Source organism: Nostoc sp., assembly GCF_036917635.1.
In the GTDB taxonomy this organism is placed as follows: Bacteria; Cyanobacteriota; Cyanobacteriia; order Cyanobacteriales; family Nostocaceae; genus Nostoc.
In genome coordinates this window covers 97,793-120,653 of sequence record NZ_JBALCW010000021.1, presented here as the reverse complement: position 1 = coordinate 120,653, position 22,861 = coordinate 97,793, and the positions used below count along the sequence as shown (strand labels likewise).

Here is a 22,861-nt window from a genome sequence, read left to right as displayed (position 1 = left end):
AGCCTTTACAATCTGGTAAGCTAAAAAACATTTAAGTAAGTGGGGGCAAATAATCATCACTGGCTCGTAGTTGCGCTAAAGCGCAAGAGGGCGCAACTACGAGCCAAATACAGAGATTTTACTTTTCGTTACATAGTTTGGTTTTATCTTGCCTACCTACTTAATTTGCATAATCGAATTAGACGCGGTTTTTGCTACAACTTGCACAGCAACAATCGGAGCAAGCGATAATTGATTTAGTGATGACGATTATCGTCTACAAGTTTTCTAACCTTAGTCGAGAGGAGATTCAAGCGATGTTCGGACTGAATTTGGAAGAACCACGGGCTATTCGGGAAGCAGAGGAAGAAGGAGAAAGAAACGTCGTTTTACGACTATATATCCAAGACCTTAACAATAAAATTAAATCTGGACGTAATCCTTTATTTATGGGCGATCTATAAGCAATATACTAGTAAAAAATTTTTGTACTCCAAGTAAATTTTTTATATGCAATCCCCAATACCATAAAAGGCTATTGGTTGATATATTCCTTTTATATTATGAAATTTTACTAAACTATCTCCACCGTTCCCTGCTCTAGTAAAGTTTTCACAATTACACTTTAAATGTTTGTAGTATAGCCATTTTGAATTTGATATCATAAGCATTTAACCTAATTGCTATCTTTCATACTGCTATTTATTCAACCCTAATGACATTACTAAATCGCAATATCCGCCGCAAACTTACTTAAATTATGCTGTCGCCACTTGGCATCAGCTTTGCGATTTGTCTGCAACTCTAAAACCCGAATTCCTCTAGTTGGGAGCGGGTTTAATCTTTGCTGCAACTGTTGCCAAGAAGTAATCAATTCATGCTGCACATTATAAGTAGCGCATAACTGAGCAAAATCAATATCTTGGGGAGTCCCAAAAAACTCTTCAAATGGTGGCTCAAATTTGGCAATGGGTAACATTTCAAAAATTCCACCGCCATTGTTGTTGATTAACACAATCGTCAGATGTCCGACAAACTTATTGCGGATTAAAAAACCATTTGTGTCATGCAACAGCGATAAATCTCCCGTTAACATCACACTACTTTGCTGGCGATGGGCAATTCCTAAAGCTGTGGATAATGTGCCATCTATACCATTTGCACCCCGGTTAAAGTGCGATCGCACTCCTAAATTATTCGGTTTCCAGAAATATTCCACATCCCGCACAGGCATACTATTGGCAATAAACAGTGGCGTTCCTGGTGGTAAAATCTGAGAAATTAACCAAGCTGCTTTACTCTCAATGACCTCATCTATTTTCCCCATCGTCTGATCAACAACTAACCTGACCTTAGTTTCTGCATCACACCATTGCTTTCCATAGTCTGAGGAGAAAGATAAATTTCCCTCCTCTATCTTTATGTCTTCTACAGATATCCGTAAATGCGTCGTTCTCCCATGCAAAGGATCGAGGTTTTGGTCGCTCTTATGAATTACCCAGCGTCGCGGTTGGGTTGCATCTATCCAGTTACGCAGTTCTTTACTCGTAGGCATTTCACCCACCTGAATCAGTATTTCGGGTGCTAGCTGCTTTGCTAGTTGCTGATTTCGCAAAATTAGGTCATAGGTGGAAATCAAATAAGGATTGAGTTCGGCGTAATTTCTGACTGGGGAGAGTCCCTCAGCTAGCACGGGCCATTTGAGAGTTTGGGAAAGGTGCGCGATCGCCTTACAATACTCTTCTGGTTGCGACGGTTGGGCAACACCTGCGATAATAATGCCGCGATCGCATTCTTTCCATTGTTGGAGGATGGGGAGTTGGGAATGGGGAATAGGGAATGGGGTAGTGTTTGTTATTCCTGCGAAGAAGTCTTCTGGGTGGAACTGGGACTGTAAATAACTCAAGTCACTTCCATCAGGAACAGGTGCTAAAGGATCGCTAAAGGGAATATTCAAATGTACTGGCCCCTTTGTCGGAGTTTGCGATCTTTCCCAGCTATGAATTACCGTTTGTCGCAGATAGGCTAACATTCCCATATCAACAGAGGGTAAGGCTAACTCTGTTTGCCAATTTGGGTAGTTTCCATATAATCTCAACTGATCTACAGTTTGACCAGAGTGACAATCTCGCAATTCTGGGGGTCTATCGGTGGTTAATAGCAACAGTGGGATGCGACTATATGAGGCTTCGATTACTGCTGAATAAAAATTTGCTCCTGCTGTACCAGAGGTGCAAACTAATACTACAGGTCGTCCGGTTGCTTTAGCTTGTCCCAAGGCAAAAAAGGCAGCGGAACGTTCATCGAGAATCGAAATCGCTTCAATCTCAGGTGCTTGTTGAGCAAAGGCGATCGCTAAGGGTGTAGAACGCGATCCCGGACAAATAATAGCACAAGTCAATCCCAATCGCTTTAGCGTCTCTGTTAAAATATAAGCCCAAACTTGATTAACATTCCTAAAATCAAACATAGCTATAAATTAAATTTTAGATTTTATCTAGGGATCAATTTAAAATCAAAATCCATCTGGGATTTGACAAATGCAAAAATGGAATCCAACACCCCCATGCGAGTTTGTGGTCAGGAAAATCTCCAAGCAAACTTACTCTAGTTTCTACAAAATGCACAATTTGCTCTCAAACATTTATGGACTGCATTCATTTAACGGGAATTCGCTGCTATGGCTACACTGGGTATCTACCAGAAGAACAGGTGTTAGGACAATGGTTTGAGGTGGATGTGAGGTTATGGTTGGATCTCTCCACAGCGGCCAAGACTGACGCCATCGAAGACACTTTAGATTATCGCAGCGTCATTAGCTTGATACAACATCTGGTCAAAACGTCTAACTTTGCTTTACTGGAGAAATTGGTAACAACGATCGCAGATTCTATTCTCCGAGAATGCGCTCGTGTAACACAAGTTCATGTCATTCTGAGCAAACCTGCTGCACCTATTCCAGACTTTGGTGGCAAAATTAGCATTGAACTGACTAAAACTAAGTCCAATCTCTAAAGCATAAAAGCTGTTCTTTTCTCAATATCTATTCTTGATGACTAAATACACCTAACAATCTTTAGTCTACTTGAGTAGACTTTAGCTATTAGCCTGGAACTTTAGTTCCAGGCGGGTGAATAAGCCAACAATTAAGCTATTTCTAGTTTAAAATTTTTAATTCCAGATAAGGATTAATTTTTAGTAATATTATAGTGAGTCGTTACTATTATATTAATAATAACACACGATATTATTTTCACTTCCAGAAAAGTACTATAGTGTTATTTGATAATTTTTTTCTTGATTAATTTTTATATAAATACTATAGTTAATAATTATTTTATAAAAAATTATTAACTAAGTCATAAAGATAGCTTCTTGATTGCTAGTAATTACATAGAAAATTATGTTTAATGTTACTAAATTGACATTAGCCGCATGAAATAATCAGAATTAGCTTTGACAATTACAGAAATTATGGGAGCTTAATAACATGATGTTATTTGATCGTTACTCAGTATTTATATCAAGCAAGAAGACAGAATAGCTAAAGATTGTTTATGATAGAATAATGAAATTTTACATGAGTTGATACTCATAACAAAAATCTTAACCTTAGCAAACAGGTTATTTTAACATGTTCGCCCGGAAAATCCTAGTTGTTGAGGATGAGAAAATCCTAGCCTCAAATATTAGAAATAGTTTAGAAAAATTAGGTTATTCAGTTTCCGAAATAATTAAGTCTGGTGAAGAGGCAATAAAAAAGGTAGCAGAAACTGATCCACATTTAGTATTAATTGATATCTGCCTAGCTGGGGAAATTGACGGTGTACATGTAGCGGATATTATCCAGAATCAGTTTAATGTCCCTGTAGTATATTTAACAAAGTGTTCGGAATATAAAACATTACCAAAAAATCAGCTAAGTGAGCCTTTTAGTTACATAGTTAAACCATTTATTGAAAGTGATTTATATTTAGCGATTGAAATGGCTCTGTACAAACATCAGAGCAAAAAGATATTATACGAAGAAAAACAGAGGCTGACGGCAATTATTAACAGCATGGGCTGTGCAGTGATTGTGACTTATGCAAATGGTTCTATTCAAATGATGAATCGTAAAGCAGAACTAATCACTGGCTGGAAGCAAAGTGAAGCATTGGAGAAAAATTTAGAAGAAGTCGTTAGTTTAGTTGACAAAGATGTAGGAGAAAGAATTGAAAATTTAGCTAAATATGTAATCGAATCAGGCGAAATTTTCAATTTACCAGAAAACTGTACATTGATTAGCAAAGATGGCAAAGAAATAGCGATTGGGGATAATATTGCACCAATTCGGGATCAAAATGGCAATATTACTGGCGCAGTTTTAGTTTTTCAAGACATTACCAAACGCAAGCAGACAGAGGCGCAACTGATCCGCAATGCCTTTTATGATGGGCTTACAGAATTACCGAATCGGGTTTTATTTTTAGATCGGCTCAGACAAACAATTGAACGTAGCAAACGCAGAAAAAATTATTATTTTGCAGTTTTATTTTTAGATTTAGATGGCTTCAAGGAGATTAACGATCGCTTTGGGCATGGAATAGGGGATTATTTTTTAGTAGCGATCGCTAGACGTTTAGAGTTGTGCTTACGCGGTGGCGATACTGTAGCACGATTTGGTGGTGATGAGTTTACAGTTCTTTTGGAGGATATTAAAGATATTACCGATGCTACCAATGTTGCTAATCGGATTCAAGACTCCTTAAGATTGCCAGTTAACCTGAATGGATATCAATTATCTACTACAGCTAGCATTGGTATTACTTGGAATTTTAGTAATTATGAGGAGCCTGCAACTCTGCTGCGAGATGCTGATATTGCTATGTACCGAGCTAAAAGGCAGGGAAAAGCTACTTATACCATATTTAGTTAATTAGTCCTTTGTGTTAAGTAGGCAGGCATAATTAAACAGAAAATAAAATCCTAGTTCGTAGTGAGCGATTTATCGCTCAAAACAAGGATTATCAGGACTAAAGTTCTTACCCAACGGCTTCGTTAGCGCTCTTCTATGACTCTGGAGAGAGAATAATCCAAGCGATTATAAATCGCGGCTACACAAAGCAAAGTCCGCCTGCGCGGACTAACGCCAAAATAGGGTTTAAAATTTAATCTGACGAGAGTAATAAAAGAGTGCTAATGACTAATGAGAAATAACTCTCGCGTTGCGCGTTGCGGTTCGATTTCAGGGCTAGTCAACAATCCCCTCAGCCGCATTGGCAAGACCAATCTAGCGCTGAGGGGATGCGTTTTATCAATACAATATCTCCAAAATCTCACACCACGGCATTAGTTGACCAATACAGATAATATGCTATAATCATCTGCGGTAATTAACGGTTACTATCAACGACTAGATAAATAGTACTTAGTAGTAATCGCGTAATGGCTGTGGTTGCGGGACTGCAAAATTTGATCCATCGTACAAGTAGCGGCTGGCTTCCTCTTCTAAGCGATGAATCAGGATAGGTTCAAGAATATTCCCATGTCGTAGTGCGGCTAGATATCCATCCAAATACATCCGCATGTCATCCGTGCGATAACCGCGATTCCATAACTCGACGAAGGCGTCGGTAAGTCTTTGGTAATAGCGGATGGTTTGTGTGTCTTGGAGCATAACTGCTGTATTAAACTCTTTGGAATGAGAATTGTAAATGATTTACGCTCAAATGTGAACTGTAATTTCACTTTGGCATCAACTCAAAGTCAACACATCTACTTTGGGGAGTACCCTCCTAGCAGTTACAAGCTACTCTAATCCTATTCCAGAAAACATCGATTCTAGTTATCTGCTAAGTTATTTTTATGATTTTCATACTCAACAGCCAAATTGTATTGGTGATATATTCGTGGGTGTAGGGACTAATTTCTGCAAGTTCCGAATCCACTTTTATCATCAGGTTAAAAAACTGTTGTGGTAAAAGCTAGCTGCTTAGGCTATAGTTTTTGGCAAGAGTTCTCATCTAAAAGCAAAATGTTAAGCTAGAAGAATTTCCCATAAGTTTAACAAATGTTTCGATAAATTTAATAAAAATTTAAGAATATTTCTAATCGCCTTCGGCAAGGCATAAATTCAAAGATATTGCCACTATTTTTATGAGGAAATGTAAAGCTAATAGCTATTGAAGTAACAAAGGCTACAAAACCTTAGAGATGAGCTTGTTACTTTGAAAGTCATCGACGCTAAGGGGTCTTGCCACTGTGGGTTCGGTTTGTATAGAAATCATTGAGGGGAATCCCCATCTGAGGTCGTTGCTGGGTTGGCACTTGCAACAACTGGAATACCGTGTGCATCAAGCTGCCAGCATTTATCAAGCAAGGGAAGTATTTTTAAGCCATCAACCAACACTGGTAGTTTTGGATGCAGACCTCCCTGATGGTGATGGCATTGAGTTTTGTCGTTGGTTGCATCGTCAGCAGCAGCCTCTAATCTTAATGCTATCTGCCCGTAATACTGAAGGTGATATAGTCGCAGGTTTAAAGGCGGGTGCAGATGATTATCTGAGCAAACCTTTTGGGATGCAAGAGTTTTTGGCACGGGTAGAGGCGCTAATTCGCCGGAAGCGCACACCTACTGCTCCAGCTTATTTGGATTATGGCACTTTGCAAATCGATTTAGTTCAGCGCCGTGTCCGCTTCCAGGGGGAGTTCATTGACTTAACACCTCAAGAATTCAGTTTGCTGTACGTTTTGGCACAAGCTGGGGGAGTGCCTCTTAGTAGGTCAGAATTACTGCGCCGTGCTTGGCCTGACGCTATCGATAACCCTCGTACCATTGATACTCACGTTTTATCGTTGCGGAAAAAGGTTGAACTTGATCCTCGCCAACCCAATTTGATTCAAACTATCCGTAATGTAGGATACCGTTTTAATATGGAAATTTTGAATAGCAATATTTCACAATCACAAACAACAAAGTTAGCTAGAGAGAGATTTAATAATCAACGTTCAACGCTTAGTAGTAGTGTGTGATAGGAATGGGGAGTGGGGAATAGGAATATGGGGGAGATGAGGGGATAATTATTAACTCTTAACTCCTAACTCTTAACTCCTAACTCAGCACTCTTAATGCCCAATGCTCAATGACGATTGACTAATCCAAAATTTAAAATCCAAAATCGTCTTGAGCTTCTGCTTGAATTAAGCTTTCTCGTAATTCAACCCAGTTGATTTCAGAGACTGTTTGATTTGCTAATAAATGGCCTTGGTGTAAGTGTAATAACTGAGTGCAAAACATCTGGGCTAGTTCCAGTTGGTGGTTTACCATCAAAATCGTAGTTTGATGAGTTTGACTTAACTGGGTTAAGACTTGCATTAGATGAGAAGCAGTACTAGCATCAAGCGCAGAGGTTGGCTCGTCTAATAATAATATTTTAGGCTGGATGGCTAAGGCACGAGCGATCGCTACTAGTTGTCGTTGTCCAGCAGAAAGTTGTACCTCAGTTCGCCCTAACCATTCACTGGGAATATGCAGTTGTTCTGTCGAATGATTGACTCGTTGCTGAATTGTCTGTTTGGATAAACCACGCAAAACTAAAGGATAAGCCAAGGCTTGCCCAACTGTCATCCCTAACAGTTTTGATTCTTGTAATACAAGTACAAGCATCTGGCGTAGCTGGATGACGGGAATTTGGCGATATTCTTGGTTTTCTAGATAGATTTTGCCACTACTGGGTTCAATGAGGCGATTGAGGAGTCGTAATAACGAAGTTTTCCCAGCACCTACTGGCCCTACAATGGCAATGCGATCGCCCTGAAATATTCCTAAGCAAATATCTCGCAATATGGGGTATCCTTGCTGATTGCCTGGAAGTTGGGTTTTCAGCTTCGTAAACAGATTAACTTGCTCTAGCCTGAGTGTGGCTTTTGCTGTATTCAAGGGGACAAGGGGACAAGGGGACAAGGGGACAAGGAGACAAGGGGACAAGGGAAATAACTATGCCCAATACCCAATACCCAATTTTAAGTTAATTGTCTGGTAGTTAAGGCTGTAGCGATCGTCCAGCCATCGACTAATAGTAACAGCAGTGTGAATACTAGTAAAATCAAGTACATCCACGGCTGTGCTAAAGGGCGAACATCTGTGGTATCGAGACCTGTCTTTGCTTGGACAATTTGCACGAAACGGGCAAATCCGGCTACACGCATTGGTAATAAATAAGCTTTCCCATCCTGGCTGAGGAAGTAATAAACTAGCCCTCCTTGACCAGTGGTGCGGGGTTTTAACTCTTTCACATCTGACCAAGGTAAAAACCAGCCTTTACGAAAAAAGCTAGGTACCCAAGCGGGGTAAGTAACCTGAATTCCCTGGTCATCTACCGTTACTCGTTCAGTCAATACAGCATACAAAGCAACGAAGCCGATGCTAATCCCTATCCACAATAATTTTGGGGGTACTGGTGCTGCTGTTACCTGCGATAAGAACGGTAATGGGACTGTGAGTGCTATGTATAGACTCAGCAGCGTTATCCGAATCAAAGGAGACAGACGAAATACAGAAGCTGAAATATTGGCTGAGTTTGCTGTCACGGCTCAATTACAATGCTTTTCTTCATTGTAGGGTAGGTCTATGTCCTACTTCGCCCGTCGCACATAAGCTATGCCACTTTGAAATTGCAAATTATCCTTTACGGTAAATACTTTTGCACTACAATCCAACCAGTAAGGGATACCCAGGCAAATCCTATAAATAGAATAATATTTACGCCGACGTGTAAGGGTCTAGCCCAAGGTCGTCCGGCGCTAATTTGCGTCGCACTGAAAGCAGATAGTAAAACTAATCCTACTACTATCAATCCAGAAACTAAATGTGATGAGTGACCCAAGGAGCCAAAGTGACCGAGAGTTCCAACAATGCCGATCGCTAGCAGTAGTAGTACTAAACTTACCATGCTGATGCCCATTGTATAGTGGAGCGATCGCACCCCTTTATTTCCGCCCATAAATGGGGTAATAAAAGGGAATTGCTGCGAAGTTCTCGCCTGAAACATCCAAACGCCGGTGACTGCTAACATTAGATATGCTAGCAGGGACAACCCCATCGACCAGGCGGCTATTTTCCACAACCAAAGAAATGAAGGCAGATTCATAAGAATGATTGTAAATGAGATGAGGGGATAATTCTTAACTCCTAACTCCTAACCTTTAACTCTTAACTCCTAATACCATTTCTTTGTGAGGCTGCGCCAAACCCTCTTAACTTCTTCTTTCTTTGTATTCTTTGCGGACTTTGCGGTTCGTTTTTCTTTCTTGTACTTAAATATGGTTTAGCGCATCTTCATACAGAATTGGTATAACTCTTAACTCTTAACTCTTAACTCTTAACTCTTAACTCTTAACTCTTAACTCTTAACTCAGCACTCTTAATGCCCAATAAATAATAAACAAAAAGGGCTGCTGAATTAGCAACCCTTAAATTTAATAAATTTTTTTTTTAATCAACCGACGCTAAACCAAGAATTTGCAAGGGTTTTGTAGTATCTCCGATTTTTGTATTAATTTGCTGCACCATTAGTTTGGTATTAATAGGGTCTTTTTCATCTGATGAGTCTGTATAAAACTCACTAGTACTGGGTTCTTCGAGCATCAAGCGATCGCACGGAATTTTATCGGATAAAATTGCACTTGCCATCATCCCTGTATGAATCTCCAACTGACCTTTTCGCGGGGCTTCAAACACTAAACGCTGTCCAGGGAAAACAACTCTTTCAAAGTACCAGTTGGGAATATTGGAGATGCGGGCTACCTGTATTTTGCTCGTGGCATTAATGTAGCAGCAGAGAATTTTTCCCGATTGCTCAGGTGGTAGAGGATCTAATATTTGAGCCATAACTGCTGAGGAGCTTTACGCCACAATTTTACATTACACTAGCCAAGCCTAGCATTGCTTGATCCCCAGTTGCTGTAACTCCGACTACCAACTGAACTTTTGTAGATTATTTTTATCTTAAGATATATCGCAGTTTATAAAAATTTTGTAAAAATTTATGCTTTGTCTGCAATTATACACTATATGAACATCTTTTAATTTTTAATTTATCGCAAAAAACCTTTAACTTCTTTAGGACAAATAACTACAGGGTAGCTATGGCAAAGATACCCTTACCTTGAGCCTAGTTGAGGAGTGGATTTTTGTGTTTCATCTATCGCAGGATTAAAAGCCTGGGATCATCGCTTAATGAATGAACTCGATGTTATCGTAAAGCTATATGAAAAATGTCTTCATAAAACCTCTCTTGATGCCATGCGGTTGGTACAGAAACCAATTTCATTGATTCCTATATCTTTGAATAAAATTTCTACCTATATCAGTAATAGGCTTTAATGTCAAGCCAAATTGTCACAGATTAAAAGCAGCCAAAACAAAAACACCCTTTAAAACTGGAATTTATCTCGTCCCCAACGATTGGCAAGATGGAAGTCAAAACACCCATGATGGAAAATCGAATTCTTTACGTTCGCCTTCCTTGTAACCCTATCTTTCCCATTGGGGTTGTCTACCTGAGCGATCACGTCCACAAACAGTTCCCTAATATTGAACAGCGCATTTTTGATTTGGGAACAGTGCCACCTTTAGACTACAGTTCTGCTCTGGATCGCTGTATCGATGAATTTAAACCGACACTGCTAGTATTTTCGTGGCGGGATATTCAAATTTATGCCCCAGTTGGTGGACGTGGTGGCAACCCACTACAAAACGCCTTTGAATTTTACTACGCGAAGAATCCTTTATTGAAACTACGTGGGGGATTGGGCGGTTTGCGAATCTTCATCGCTTACTATGTAGAGTTGTGGCGGAATCAGGGCTTAATCAAACGTGGCTTAAAGCGCGCCCAAAAATATAATTCTGATGCCCGTGTAGTTGTAGGTGGTGGTGCAGTCAGTGTATTTTACGAACAGTTGGGTAAGAGCTTACCCCAAGGGACAATTATTTCTGTGGGTGAAGGGGAAACCCTGCTGGAAAAACTTTTAGGTGGCAAAGATTTTCGAGATGAACGCTGTTACGTTGCGGGAGAAACTCAACCACGGGAAAGGCTAATTCACGAACAACCCACTCCACTAGAAAAAACAGCTTGTAACTACGACTATATCGAAAGCATCTGGCCAGAATTTAACTTTTACCTGCAAGAAGAAGACTTTTATATAGGTGTACAAACTAAGCGTGGTTGTCCTCACAACTGCTGCTATTGCGTCTACACTGTCGTCGAAGGTAAACAAGTCCGCATCAACCCAGCAGATGAAGTAGTTGCTGAGATGCGCCAATTATATAATCGCGGCATTCGCAACTTCTGGTTTACCGATGCCCAATTCATCCCAGCCAGAAAATTTATCGACGATGCCATAGAGCTATTGCAAAAAATCGTCGATTCTGGTATGACAGATATCCACTGGGCAGCATATATCAGAGCCGATAATTTGACACCCCAGTTGTGCGACTTGATGGCAAAAACCGGGATGAACTATTTTGAAATCGGGATTACCAGTGGTTCTCAAGAACTCGTGCGAAAAATGCGGATGGGGTATAACCTACGCACCGTCTTGGAAAACTGCCGTGATTTAAAAGCAGCTGGTTTCAACGATTTGGTTTCCGTCAACTACTCCTTTAACGTCATTGACGAACGTCCCGAAACCATCCGCCAAACCATCGCCTACCACCGCGAACTAGAACGAATTTTTGGTGCTGATAAAGTCGAACCTGCCATTTTCTTTATTGGATTGCAACCCCATACCCATTTAGAAGAATACGCATTCAAAGAAGGCATCCTCAAACCAGGATACGATCCAATGAGCTTGATGCCCTGGACAGCCAAAAAGCTCCTTTGGAATCCTGAACCTCTGGGTTCATTTTTTGGAGAAGTCTGCTTGCAAGCTTGGCAACAAAACCCTAACGATTTCGGACGCGAAGTCATGAAAATTTTAGAAGAAAAGCTGGGTTGTGCCGACTTAGAAGCAGCACTTACAGCACCAATAGAGAAAAAAGACAAACAGTTAGCAGCTGTTTGATAAAGTTCCCAGAATCAGACAAGAGCAAATTTTATCACCTTGTCTCGCGCCTACCCCTACCCTAATCATTCCCCCTCTGCGGTTATTTTCACCCAATCCAATGTTAGAAGGTTCAATCCTACAAAAGCTAGAAACAGCCCATCGCCACACCACCAGGCCAATTCGATTCGGTGTTTACTACAAAAATACCTTAGTTGCCCTGTGCCATGCTCTAGAAGACCATATCTTAACCGACGACGGTACATCCCTAGTAATCTCAGCTTTCCAACAGGGGAAATGGTATCTACAAGAAGCCGGGCGATATGCAGATATCGCCCAGCGCAGCCGCCAAATTGTGATTATGGCTGCTGCTGAATCCGGCTTTGCTGAACATCCCACAAGTCTTTTACCCAATGTAGACTTAGTGGCATTAGATTCAGCCGATCCAGTAGCTCAGGAGTGGCACTTAATTATTTTATCGCCTAAATACACAGCAATGGTAATTTGTCAAGAATTATCAGAGGCTGATTATGGCAGCACTGGAGTACCGACATCAGACTTAGAGCGTAAATTCTATGGTTTGTGGACATTTGAGCCAGAGTTAGTGCAAGATACAGCAGAAATAGCGATCGCTCACATCAAAAAATACAACCCAGAACTGGCACAAAAGCTCACAGCCGAGAAAGAACAAATTGTACCGTCAATGGACAGATCGCAAAATTTAGGTGCAGTTGTCTCCCGTGTAGTAGATTACCTCCAGACTGGGCAAGATAATTTATCCATCCCTACAGCACTTCAGCAACAAACCCTAGATCGCAATTTGGTTTCCAACGAAATCCAAGCCTTTTTGCGAATGGCGCAACTGATGGATATGGCAGATGTCAACAATCCAATGGCAGCTGCGGAAGTAGTAGTACTTGCAGAAGCGATCGGACAGCTTTTGGATCTTCCCGCATGGCAGATTAAGAGGTTACGGCTAGCAGCTTTGTTGCATCGCATAGATCCGTTACAGAAAGCAGAAAGCTTACTCAGTGGCGGTATATCCACACGCTACCAAGAAGATGCCCCCAGTTCTCCCTTAACTTGTCCCTTAGTACCTGGGGCGCAAGTATTGCGAACCATGCCAAGACTGCGAGCCGTTGCCCAAATTATCACTCACCAAAGCGAGTCGTGGAATGGCACAGGTGAACCAGCAGGTTTAGCTGGAGATGAAATTCCCCTAGAGTCGAGGATTTTGGCATTATTAGCAGACTTTCAGTGGCGAGTCAATGAGCGAAAATCGTCAAATCAAAGCCGGGAAGAGATATTTACTCAAGCTTTAGATGAGTGCAGACAGCAACAATCTACCCGCTTTGACCCTAAACTTGTAGATACCCTAGCTTTATTAGTTATGGGTTTACAACAGGGACTCGACTTACCCGTGATGACACCCAAAGTCAGCGCCGGCATCTGGATACTTGATTCCCAATGGGATAGCCAAAGCAAGATAAGTGAGGAGATTGGTAGTTACTTTACATGAATATTGAAGCCATTAAATTAGGAAAACTCAAACAACTTCCAGGGGCAAATTTAGAAGACGAGGAACTTTCTCGACTGGATTTAAGCCGGATTAATCTTGCAGGCGCTACCCTTGTCGGCACTAATTTCGCTAGTTCCAAACTCGAAGGTGGGCATTTGGAGGGGGCAAATTTGATGGGAGCAAACCTCCAAGAAACTGACTTGCGGGCGAACTTGATGGGAGCAAACCTGATGCAAGCAGATTTAACAGGCGCTGACTTACGAGGTAGCAATTTGCGCGGCGCTAACTTAATGGGAGCAAGACTCAGTGATGTGTCATTAATGGGTGCTTTCTTGAGTGGTGCTAATTTAATGAATGTGAACTTGCAAGGCGTGGACTTGCGCGGTGCTGACTTGCGCGGTGCAAACCTGACAGGGGCAAATCTCAAAGGTGCAGATTTGAGTCGCACCGATTTGCAGGGGGCTTTGTTGAGTGAAGCAAACTTAGAAGAAGCTGACTTGCGGGGGGCGAATTTAGCAGGGGCGAATTTGACAGGAGCGAATTTACTCTGTGCAGAGTTAGAAGGTGCAAATTTGAGCGGCGTTAATTTGAATAAGGCGTGTGTGGTGGGTACAGTTGTGGAGGCGGTTTCGTAATTAAACTGGGGACTCAGGAGCAGAAGAAAACTTTCTCTCTCGTCTTTCCCCTCTCCCCCTACCGTCTGAATGGGCAAATTAAAAGCACAACAGCTTACTACTTTTCTGTCTTGGAAGTGATAACTTCAATAGCTCGTAATAGTTTATCACCTACATTAAACCCACGTAAAATAACTTTTGTAATTGTCTGGTTTGGTAAATCGTTGCGGATTTCTCTATCTACTACTTTACACAACCTAAAATCTGGTTGAGTATCTTGAAAATCTATAGATTTAACTCCCCGTTTTTGGAGTATGTTCAAAAGCTTGTTCTCTACACTTTTAAGAGATTTTGGGATCCGCTGCCAAGATGTAGGTACACACTCTTGATTTTCGCTCATATAGTTGTGTAAAAATTCTAAGGAATCCAACACTTCTAATAACTCTAAAAAAAGTTCTTCTGAATCTGCGATCGCTTGCTGTTGTTGTTCGCGTAAAGTTTGTTGGAGAATGACTTTTTCTCTAATAATTGAGCCAAACTCTTGGATTAATTGATTGCGTTGTTCTTTATTAAATCTAAATACTTCAGTTTTTTTATTCATAATTTCTACAAAAAGTTGATCAGATTTAATCCAATTCTGCAATCACTTTCAGAGATTTTTTCTACATTGGCGCTCGCTACTTCTAAACCATCAAATTCATCTAAAAAATTAAGGCATTTTTCCTCTTCTAAATACGAAAAATCTTGACGTTGAAAATCAATGATATTATTGGGTATAATCGGATGTAAATAGTCAGCAATAATACGTTCTTGTTTATTAAGTAAAGCTTTACGAGCTTTTGCTATAACATCTGGGGGATATTTCTGCGTCTTCATCGCCATAGCAAATGCTTTATTAATTTCAGCATTTGATGCTTCCGGTGATACTTCCAGAATTTCGTAGGGATTAGTATTTATCATTTGAAATATTTAATTATTAATAATTAACTTGTTCTAAATAATCTTGAGCAGTAGCACTAGCTATTAAATTATACCAAAATTGTGTAAATTCTTTACTATCTTCCTTGTTCCAAGAAATAATATTATATTGTTTTTGACAGAGTTGTTCGATATGTTCTAACCACTCATAATTTTGATTAATTTCTGATTTGGCTAAACTCAAAGGTACAACTGCTGAACGCCAACGTGGGTATCCTCCCAGAGGAATATCAAGATAGTAACAACCTTCATGGTAGGCGACAAACTTTCGTGCATACATCTCTGCTTCTGAGGTTGGTTCGCTTTTAGGTTTAATTTGCATAGCTGTGAAAGTATCCCCTTCCATACAAGCTAATACAGACCGCCACCAACTTGTGTATAATGCCCATAATGGACTACCTGCTGATAGGTTTACCTTCAATTTGTGGCAATAGCATTGGTAAAAACCAGGGGTAATAAATAAACCTTTTACCCGTAAACCAGCGCTTGAAGGAGTACCCATCAAATTCAAGGCTTTGACTTCTAAGCGGTATAAATCAAATAGTCGAGTGTATTCTGCTAAATTTGGCTCCTCAATCCTTTTCAATAAAGGTTCTATTTGTTGCTGTAATTGTAAGGTAACTTCTTGCCAGTCAATTGCTGTTTCTCCCAACCAAGGAAGATTATGAAGTGATGGGTTGAGATGTAAATTGGCAATTGCTGCTGACCAAGTTACAATTAAGTTTTCTAATTTGGTAGTATTAGTTCCAGCTTGATAATAATTTGCTAATGCTAAGTTATGTAAAGCAGCGATATCCCATTCACGCAACCAACGCTGTTCTATAATTTGGTTTACTATCTGCCATTTTTGTTCTCTCCACAAAGTAATTTCTATACGTGGAAGAATATTTTTATAAAGATTTTCTTTAACAATTGGTTCATCACCAAATTTTTGGATAAAATCTTGACTATCTAACATCGCTTGCCAAAGATTTCCTTGATCAACTAATTCTTGAATTTCCCGTTTGGCATTGTCCTTATCGCGTACTAAGTCAGAAGTCGGATATAATTTTTTTAAATCTTTTAAATCTACTAAATGAGATATATTTTGCCACTCCTGTTCAGCCTGTGGCAACTTCCCTTGTTTAGCTAAAGCAAATCCTCTAATATAAGTAGCTTGTTCTGTATTAATACTTTCTAAGTGGGAAATTGCCTCTGCCCATTTTTCACTTTTGACAGCGATTATACCAAGTCTAATTTGACACTCCAAATTCCATTCTGGCGATACTGATATCGCATTTTGGTAATGTTCTCTTGCCACCTCCAAATTCCCTGCTTGCTCTGCAAACAAACCTAATTTCAATGAAGTCTTCCCGGCAAAAATTTGATAAATTTTATCAAGTAATTTTTTGCCCTGTGGTTGAAAAAATTGATGTTGAATTGGTTCTAATAATGCGATCGCCTCTTGCCATCTTCCTTCTGTCGCTAACCAGTGCGATCGCTCCAGTGCTGCATCATACTCTCGCAGTGCTAAAGGTTCCCAAATAGCTAAATGTGCTTTGGCTTCTTTGAGAAAATTCTTCATCATCAAGCGGCGGAATTGATCCTCTACATTCAGTCTAATATTATACCATTCATCAATAATTTGTTCTCCTATTTTTAAAGCTTCAATGTACCGATGCTTTTTGGCAATTTCACGAGCCTGTTGAAATCTAGACTTAGAAGCAGAAGCTTTTTGAAATAGGTCAATTATGCCGATTCCTAAAAGCCAACGGCTGATTGAATTTACCCAGTTAACAATCAGTTTGAGCATTTTTTTCAAAATGTTACTTAATACTTATTTTAGGACTCTTAATGACCCTAGCTGCGGTATTTTCAATATACAAACACTCGTGAACAAAGTATTCCTAGAATTAAACAGGCGATCGCGATTAAAACTACGAATACAACAGGAACACCTCTAGGTTGGCTGGGTAATTCTACAAGTATCCGCATCAGATGAAGATTAGTCTCGCAATTAGGGCAAATATCATCTACAATTTCTTGGCGATCGCACACCGGACAGGTAAGCTTTGTTTTCATTTTCTCATCCCTGTTTCAAATCTTCCTGGTGGTAGTTGCTGATATGACCAATATTGGATTTCGGGCAGTAGTTCTAACCAAATGCGATCGGCTTCTTGCCTATCTAAACGCCTTAGTGCTGACACCATCCGCTCTTTTTGGTCATTCATTGCTTCTGCGCGTGCAGGAGAAATGCGACTAGCTTTGAAATTAGCATCACGACAGTCAAGAATCTTTTTAACATCGTCTGGAAGCAAATTTATTTCCTGGGTTGCTTGTTCCACACCCATTTGCATTGCCGCAATATTATTTTGATGTAGTGAATTACGTAATTGCGTAGAAATTGTTTGTAACCTTTCTTGTTGTTCTGGGTGTAATAAAAACCCATAAGTATAAGCCAGAAAATTACACTCATCAGCCCAAAAAGTAGCTAGCTTGCGGTCAATAGATATAGAAGACTTTAATTCTGCGTGCTTTTGGTAAGCGGAGGTACGTAAATCTTCTCTTTCTTTGCCAGTGATTCGGTCAACAATTTGGTTAGTAGCTTGAATTACCCGGATGACTTTTTCGCTAAACTCTTCAATTGTATCGGTTGGATAGCCGCGAGAATTAATTTCTTGGATAATTCCATCTACTTCGTCATTTATCTTTTCGTCTGTTCCACCTCGTGAGAACAAACTACCTACTTTCACCGAAGGGTCATTTTTAAGTATCGCCGTAATTTGCAATTCGCCTCGCAACTCATCCAACTCCAAAGTTACCAACACCTCAGTTCCTTTGGGATAACGCTGGTACAAAGGCAACCACATTTTACCAATCGCTTCCATAACCTGACGCTCGTCATCGCGGTTAAATAATTCCAAGCGAATTAAGCGTTGTCCGTCTTCTACAGTCTTAAAAGTTTGAGTAGTTGTAATCGGTAGAACTTCACCACGACTAATAATTTTGTAAGCACCATCAACTAGTTGAATATAATAGTCACGCGAGACTGTTCCAACTTTTTCCGTCATTCCGGCTGCAACAATTGCGGCTCCTTCCGCAACAGCATACATCGGACGAGGATGAACAACTACCATTGTTTCACCAAATGCCTCGCGGACTTTTTGTTGCACCAAAGGAATTTGTGAAGAACCTCCCACTAGCAACACTATATCTATCAAGTCGGGTGTATATTCTGCGTAGCGAATAGCATCGTGACAAATCGGAATAGTCCGTTCTACTAAAGGAGCAATGATTTCTTCAAATTGCTCCCGCTTTAACTCTACATCAATCATTATCGGCATTCCTAACTCATTCAGTAAAGGAGTTGGAGGAATGATGCGAACGCTTGATGCATTACTCAAAGCTGTTTTTGCCCACTCAACAGTAATTTTTAAATCTGCCAAAAAGCGCAGACGTTGGTAATTAGGCATATTAGCAATTAATGCATCGATACTTTCGATATCTTCTTGTTGTGCAACTTGCATTTTCACAAACTGAATTATTTGCTGATCAATATCATCACCTCCTAACCAAAGGTTCCCAGCTTTACCCAGTTCGATAAATTGATTACCGCTAGCTGTCAAAAGCGAGGCATCAAACGTACCACCACCAAAGTCATAAACTAAAATTGTTTTAACATCACTAGATTCATCCGGTGTAAACCCATAGGAAATAGCTGCTGCTGTAGGTTCTGGCAACAATTCGCGGGGATTTAAACCAGCCCTTTGAGCTGCGGTGAAAGTTGCGTATCTTTGCTTATCGTTAAAATATGCGGGAATAGTAATAACAGCTTCTGTAATAGTGCTTGTCTGCCCTAACTTACTTTGGAAATTTTGGGCGTTTTGGACAATTTTTTTGAGAATTTCTGCTGATATATCCTCTGGTTGATATTCTTGACCGTTTAACCAAACCGCTATGCTATTTTCTGTACCATGGGTTCCCTGAGTAATTTTATAACCAAAACGAGATAATTGCTCCTGTACCTCTGTGTCAACAAAACCTCTTCCCATCAAGCGTTTAATTGAAATGATCACATTTTCCGGGTCAGCTCGTAATTGGTTGTAAGCTTCTTGACCGGCCACTAGATGATTTTGAGTTAAAGCTACTACAGAACGGGTCAATTTCCGGTCAGGTGGTGTATTATCAGCAGAGGTTACTACCTCGACTTGGGCAAATTTAAAAGCAGCTAAAGAGTTGGTTGTACCTAAGTCAATCCCAACTATATTACCCATTACATCCTCCTGGGTTGGTTAATGGTGAGGTTTATGATACTGATTAATTTTCTGATAATAAGTTATACCATTATTGATTTTGGATATGAAAGAGTGATTGATAATCGCTTTTGTAACTCAGTATATCACAATCAATTTTCAAACTGGTATTAACTTTAACCACTGGTTAATTACTTAAATTTCAATACTTTACACACATAAAGTATCAACAACCTCAATTTATTTCATTTCCGAATATTCACTACAAATTTTTGTAGAGCCGCTATTGTTTTTTGAGTATGTAATGGTTCCAAAGTTATTCAGCAATGCTACTAATTCAGCACACCCAAATTTTTAACTGTTCGTCCCCTTATCCACCACGCCAATACACTCATTAACAACACCCCCATCACTCCTTGCAGGGGATTATTATTCACACCAGTTACCCAATCAGGAACTTGGCCAGAATATTTCACTAATTTACCTACATTAATAATGTAGTAACCCCAAACTAAACCACCATGCAAACCAATTGGTAAACCCAAGCGTCCCCTCCGCCAACGCTTTCCCCATACCTGCGTTAATCCCAACAATACTAAAGCTGGAAATTGTGGCAGTGTATGAATAATTGCTTCCAAAGGTTTAATAAAGTGCAATGTAGCAAAGGCAGTTGCATCTGTCCACATTGCCACACGCGGACTATAATCTCGTTGTAACTCATCTAACAACCAGCCTCGGAATAACAATTCCTCAGCAAACCCGATACCCAAGCCAACAAGTAAACCCTCTAAAATCACTTTCAGCAAAAAAACTTTCGGTTGTTGCCACACCAACCAACCCAACAAACTTTCTACCCCAAAAAGGATCAGAATATTAATTATCCCTATAGCCAAGCCACGCAGTAAATCTACACCGTTTTGTCGTGTAAATTCTAAGCCATAATGCCCCAAAATTTGGGGCTGTTGGTAGACATATTTACCCCATAGTCTCAGGACAAAAATAAATACTCCATATAACAATACCAATGTCAATATACTTTCTAAATTTGAATCATGCACTAGTAAGTATATTGGTGTAGCCAAAGGTAACCATAGCAACAATAAAGTCAAAATAAAACCACCCAGCCTGATAGGGGCAGGGCGTTCGGCTAAACGGACAAGGTTTTTTTTCATACTAAATAAATCATCAATCACCAGTCAATACTCTAAATTTCGACTAATGACCAATGACCAATAACCAATGACTATTCATCAGGTTCAATCGTGCTACTTAAACCGTGACTTATCAATGTTTCGCAATAAAACTCAGCGTGTTCCAGAGCGCAAGCAATGACTAAAGCTAGCCCGTTAGTATGGGCTTCCATCATGATGCTCACAGCTTGGGGTTGGGTAAGGCTAGGTACAGTGGCTATTAATGACTGTACAACATGCTCCATCGAGTTGTAGTCGTCGTTATGGAGCAAAACGCGATACCGAGGCGCGAGCTTACGGGTTGTGGAAGGCTTTTCAATAGTTTCAACTGACACGGCTCTTTGCTCTTTTCTCGTTAATTCACTACAACAAAATAACTGTTAAGCGATCGCTTAACAGTTATTTACCTATTCTATAGTATTTCTGTCCAGATACTATGCTAATAAAACCCTCTGCTGCCAGAGATTGGTCATATTAGTTTGGCGTAGCCACTTGTGAGGGATATCTCTTAAGACATCGTTGCCGTGAGAGTGCTACCCTAATGTTACAGAAGCTTCCTTTAAAAGTAGGGCATTCTCACTTTTAAAATTAAGGAAGTTGCAAAATAATCCTTGCCCCTGCCCAAATTGCATAATGATGGACATTAGCCTAAATTTTCTTCAACCAGGACAAATTGTGTCTTTAGAGCATGGTGACAGGAATCTGTATGCAGAAGTCATTCAATTTGTAGTTTCCCGCCAGTTGTGCTGGGTGCGCCCTTTATTAATGGTTACTTTCATTCAAGAATCGCCACTAATTACAGATTTGCGAGATGCGTCTGATTTGCTTTGGCCTGCCAATTTATTTCGGCCAGCATTAGACACAGAAGTAATTACCTTCTTGAGCCAAGTTTTAGCAAAAGAACCAAAAACTGAAGCTGACTCAGCCGCCAAGCAGCAACTCAATCAGTTTATTCACCAACTTTGGCAAGCATATCAATAGGGATTTGGGTATTGGGCATTGGGGGCATTGCAAACAGGACTTGGGGACTCTTGAGAAAGACTTGTTGCTAGTTCTCACCTGTTGTCACCTTGTCACCTTGTCCCCAATTCTCCCCTTACCTCCCCTGCTCCCTCATCCCCCCACTCCCTACTCCCCATTCCCTTGTACAGAAGATGTTTCTGAACCTTTGATGTTAATAAAAATACTTTTCAAATATCCTCTTACTAAAACTTGTTTTACCTACTTTAAATTTTGATTGCTTCAGCCATAATCAAATTCAATTGATATAGATAGGCAATAAACCTCTATACCTAAGCAATTAGGAATATCCCAAGTTAGGAACCAGCTGAATTCTACCAGCATCCATCTCTGCCATTAATAATTCCAGAGCTTCGTAGTCAACGTCAGAAATATAACCTAGTTCCGTCAATTCTGAGTTGATTTCATTTTCTATCTCAGGAGTTAATTTTTTAATGTCAAGAGCCTTTTCTACTAATTTACGAATAGCGTACTTAGTTCTCATAAGTAATAACCTAGATTTATATGATACTAATTATTCCAAATTTATCTAAGCATAAATAGCAATCTAATGGTCATATAGATCACATTTTAATTAGTTAAAGAAATAATTCGCTATGAGGATGTAGTATGCCGTCAGCAACGCTAAAGTGAGGAATTTAACTTACCGTTAAAACTTGGCTAAATTAGCTTCAGTTATAGACTAAGCAAGTTTGATCAGCATACTTACTGATGATTTGTCGTTTCTATGGCTGTCTATAGTTGATTGTTTTTGAACTAGCATAAAAAAAAAGTATAGATAATTACATTTTAACCTGGAATTATGACAATCTTTAAACAGAGATGCTAAAGCAATAAAGATTCAGCAAAGAGAACTAAGACATATGGTCGATGCAACAAAATAGAGTTTATGTTCAAATAATTCTTAGCTTGACGCTTTAACAATTCTCAATAGGATGTAACTATGCAGGCAGTTCTTAACTATCCCAAGATTGCAGTTATTCGCCCCCAAGGCTTTTTGAATGCTACAAACGCCTTTGAATTTGAACGAGATATGACTACAGCGTTAGCACAAAGTGGTATTTCTATCTTGGTAGTAGACCTCGCAGCAGTAGAATCGTTAGACAGCGCGGGTTTGATGGCATTGTTATCTATACACAAACTGGCTCTTAGTTTAGGAAGGGGTTTCCAACTTTGGGCTGTTGCTCCGTCAATTAGAATTATTTTTGAATTAACGCAACTCGATAGGGTGTTTGAAATAGTGGATGGTGAAGTTGAGTTGGCTGCAACATAACTTTATGTAAAAGCACAAAGGTTCGGGTAGGA

General features: G+C 39.9%; 22 protein-coding genes and 1 pseudogene. 9 read left to right on the top strand and 14 right to left on the bottom strand.

Features of this window, described 5'->3' with window-relative positions:
* Positions 1-185 precede the first annotated feature (185 nt).
* Positions 186-377, top strand: a pseudogene (locus V7K32_RS06520) (DUF2887 domain-containing protein); the annotation flags it as partial.
* Between the two features lie 326 nt (positions 378-703).
* On the opposite strand, the gene menD reads toward V7K32_RS06520, so the two are convergent.
* Positions 704-2,449 carry a 2-succinyl-5-enolpyruvyl-6-hydroxy-3-cyclohexene-1-carboxylic-acid synthase gene (menD, locus tag V7K32_RS06515; protein ID WP_334991375.1) on the bottom strand — a complete coding sequence of 582 codons (1,746 nt, stop codon included), beginning with the start codon at positions 2,447-2,449 and terminating at the stop codon, positions 704-706.
* A 176-nt stretch (positions 2,450-2,625) separates the two neighbouring features.
* Here menD and folB point away from each other — a divergent pair, with 176 nt between their 5' ends.
* Together folB and V7K32_RS06505 are read left to right on the top strand one after the other, a co-directional pair.
* Positions 2,626-2,994: a dihydroneopterin aldolase gene (gene folB / locus V7K32_RS06510; protein WP_334991373.1), complete on the top strand. Its 369-nt coding sequence runs from the start codon at positions 2,626-2,628 to the stop codon at positions 2,992-2,994.
* A 619-nt stretch (positions 2,995-3,613) separates the two neighbouring features.
* Entirely contained in the window at positions 3,614-4,897 is a 1,284-nt protein-coding gene (locus V7K32_RS06505) for a GGDEF domain-containing response regulator (protein WP_334991372.1), read from the top strand.
* A 492-nt stretch (positions 4,898-5,389) separates the two neighbouring features.
* On the opposite strand, the gene V7K32_RS06500 is transcribed toward V7K32_RS06505, so the two are convergent.
* Positions 5,390-5,638, bottom strand: a complete 249-nt coding sequence (locus V7K32_RS06500) for a DUF6761 family protein (RefSeq protein ID WP_334884950.1) — start codon at positions 5,636-5,638, stop codon at positions 5,390-5,392.
* A 584-nt stretch (positions 5,639-6,222) separates the two neighbouring features.
* On the opposite strand from V7K32_RS06500, the gene V7K32_RS06495 reads away from it, so the two are divergent.
* Complete coding sequence (locus V7K32_RS06495; RefSeq protein WP_334991370.1) at positions 6,223-6,993, top strand: response regulator transcription factor; 771 nt, start codon at positions 6,223-6,225, stop codon at positions 6,991-6,993.
* A gap of 133 nt (positions 6,994-7,126) precedes the next feature.
* On the opposite strand, the gene V7K32_RS06490 is transcribed toward V7K32_RS06495, so the two are convergent.
* The 4 genes from V7K32_RS06490 to V7K32_RS06475 all read right to left on the bottom strand — a co-directional run bounded on the left by V7K32_RS06490 (position 7,127) and on the right by V7K32_RS06475 (position 9,850).
* A complete protein-coding gene (locus tag V7K32_RS06490) occupies positions 7,127-7,900 on the bottom strand; it encodes an ABC transporter ATP-binding protein (protein ID WP_334991368.1) in 774 nt (257 codons plus the stop codon).
* A gap of 83 nt (positions 7,901-7,983) precedes the next feature.
* Entirely contained in the window at positions 7,984-8,550 is a 567-nt protein-coding gene (locus V7K32_RS06485) for a hypothetical protein (protein ID WP_334991366.1), read from the bottom strand.
* A gap of 98 nt (positions 8,551-8,648) precedes the next feature.
* On the bottom strand, positions 8,649-9,110 hold the full coding sequence (locus V7K32_RS06480; RefSeq protein WP_334991364.1) for a DUF4079 domain-containing protein: 462 nt from the start codon (positions 9,108-9,110) through the stop codon (positions 8,649-8,651).
* A gap of 344 nt (positions 9,111-9,454) precedes the next feature.
* The gene (locus tag V7K32_RS06475; RefSeq protein ID WP_334991362.1) at positions 9,455-9,850 is read right to left on the bottom strand and encodes a DUF1830 domain-containing protein; all 396 of its coding nucleotides are present in this window, start codon (positions 9,848-9,850) and stop codon (positions 9,455-9,457) included.
* Positions 9,851-10,434: 584 nt separating this feature from the next.
* Between V7K32_RS06475 and V7K32_RS06470 the strand changes: the two genes are divergently transcribed.
* The 3 genes from V7K32_RS06470 (at position 10,435) to V7K32_RS06460 (ending at position 14,157) form a co-directional block, all read left to right on the top strand.
* Positions 10,435-12,024: a photosystem II high light acclimation radical SAM protein gene (locus V7K32_RS06470; RefSeq protein WP_334991360.1), complete on the top strand. Its 1,590-nt coding sequence runs from the start codon at positions 10,435-10,437 to the stop codon at positions 12,022-12,024.
* A 100-nt stretch (positions 12,025-12,124) separates the two neighbouring features.
* Complete coding sequence (locus V7K32_RS06465; RefSeq protein ID WP_334991358.1) at positions 12,125-13,522, top strand: DICT sensory domain-containing protein; 1,398 nt, start codon at positions 12,125-12,127, stop codon at positions 13,520-13,522.
* The gene (locus V7K32_RS06460) at positions 13,519-14,157 is read left to right on the top strand and encodes a pentapeptide repeat-containing protein (protein WP_334991356.1); all 639 of its coding nucleotides are present in this window, start codon (positions 13,519-13,521) and stop codon (positions 14,155-14,157) included. Before V7K32_RS06465 ends, V7K32_RS06460 begins: the two co-directional genes overlap by 4 nt.
* Before the next feature lie 97 nt (positions 14,158-14,254).
* Here V7K32_RS06460 and V7K32_RS06455 read toward each other — a convergent pair whose 3' ends face one another.
* From V7K32_RS06455 to clpS, 7 genes are all read right to left on the bottom strand, one after another.
* Complete coding sequence (locus V7K32_RS06455; RefSeq protein WP_334991354.1) at positions 14,255-14,737, bottom strand: nucleotide exchange factor GrpE; 483 nt, start codon at positions 14,735-14,737, stop codon at positions 14,255-14,257.
* Between the two features lie 5 nt (positions 14,738-14,742).
* On the bottom strand, positions 14,743-15,096 hold the full coding sequence (locus tag V7K32_RS06450; protein WP_334991352.1) for a hypothetical protein: 354 nt from the start codon (positions 15,094-15,096) through the stop codon (positions 14,743-14,745).
* 16 nt (positions 15,097-15,112) lie between these two features.
* Positions 15,113-16,906 carry a tetratricopeptide repeat protein gene (locus V7K32_RS06445; protein ID WP_334991351.1) on the bottom strand — a complete coding sequence of 598 codons (1,794 nt, stop codon included), beginning with the start codon at positions 16,904-16,906 and terminating at the stop codon, positions 15,113-15,115.
* Between the two features lie 62 nt (positions 16,907-16,968).
* The gene (locus tag V7K32_RS06440) at positions 16,969-17,175 is read right to left on the bottom strand and encodes a hypothetical protein (protein WP_334991349.1); all 207 of its coding nucleotides are present in this window, start codon (positions 17,173-17,175) and stop codon (positions 16,969-16,971) included.
* The gene (locus V7K32_RS06435) at positions 17,172-19,367 is read right to left on the bottom strand and encodes an Hsp70 family protein (protein ID WP_334991347.1); all 2,196 of its coding nucleotides are present in this window, start codon (positions 19,365-19,367) and stop codon (positions 17,172-17,174) included. Before V7K32_RS06435 ends, V7K32_RS06440 begins: the two co-directional genes overlap by 4 nt.
* 311 nt (positions 19,368-19,678) lie before the next feature.
* On the bottom strand, positions 19,679-20,518 hold the full coding sequence (locus V7K32_RS06430; RefSeq protein ID WP_334991345.1) for a CPBP family intramembrane glutamic endopeptidase: 840 nt from the start codon (positions 20,516-20,518) through the stop codon (positions 19,679-19,681).
* A gap of 71 nt (positions 20,519-20,589) precedes the next feature.
* Positions 20,590-20,871, bottom strand: a complete 282-nt coding sequence (clpS, locus tag V7K32_RS06425; protein WP_334815609.1) for an ATP-dependent Clp protease adapter ClpS — start codon at positions 20,869-20,871, stop codon at positions 20,590-20,592.
* Between the two features lie 301 nt (positions 20,872-21,172).
* Here clpS and V7K32_RS06420 point away from each other — a divergent pair, with 301 nt between their 5' ends.
* Complete coding sequence (locus tag V7K32_RS06420; RefSeq protein WP_334991490.1) at positions 21,173-21,517, top strand: hypothetical protein; 345 nt, start codon at positions 21,173-21,175, stop codon at positions 21,515-21,517.
* A 319-nt stretch (positions 21,518-21,836) separates the two neighbouring features.
* Here V7K32_RS06420 and V7K32_RS06415 read toward each other — a convergent pair whose 3' ends face one another.
* Positions 21,837-22,040: a hypothetical protein gene (locus tag V7K32_RS06415; RefSeq protein ID WP_100899826.1), complete on the bottom strand. Its 204-nt coding sequence runs from the start codon at positions 22,038-22,040 to the stop codon at positions 21,837-21,839.
* Between the two features lie 459 nt (positions 22,041-22,499).
* Here V7K32_RS06415 and V7K32_RS06410 point away from each other — a divergent pair, with 459 nt between their 5' ends.
* Positions 22,500-22,829 (top strand): STAS domain-containing protein, encoded by a 330-nt coding sequence (locus V7K32_RS06410; protein WP_334991343.1) that lies wholly within the window; start codon positions 22,500-22,502, stop codon positions 22,827-22,829.
* The last annotated feature ends 32 nt before the right edge of the window (positions 22,830-22,861 follow it).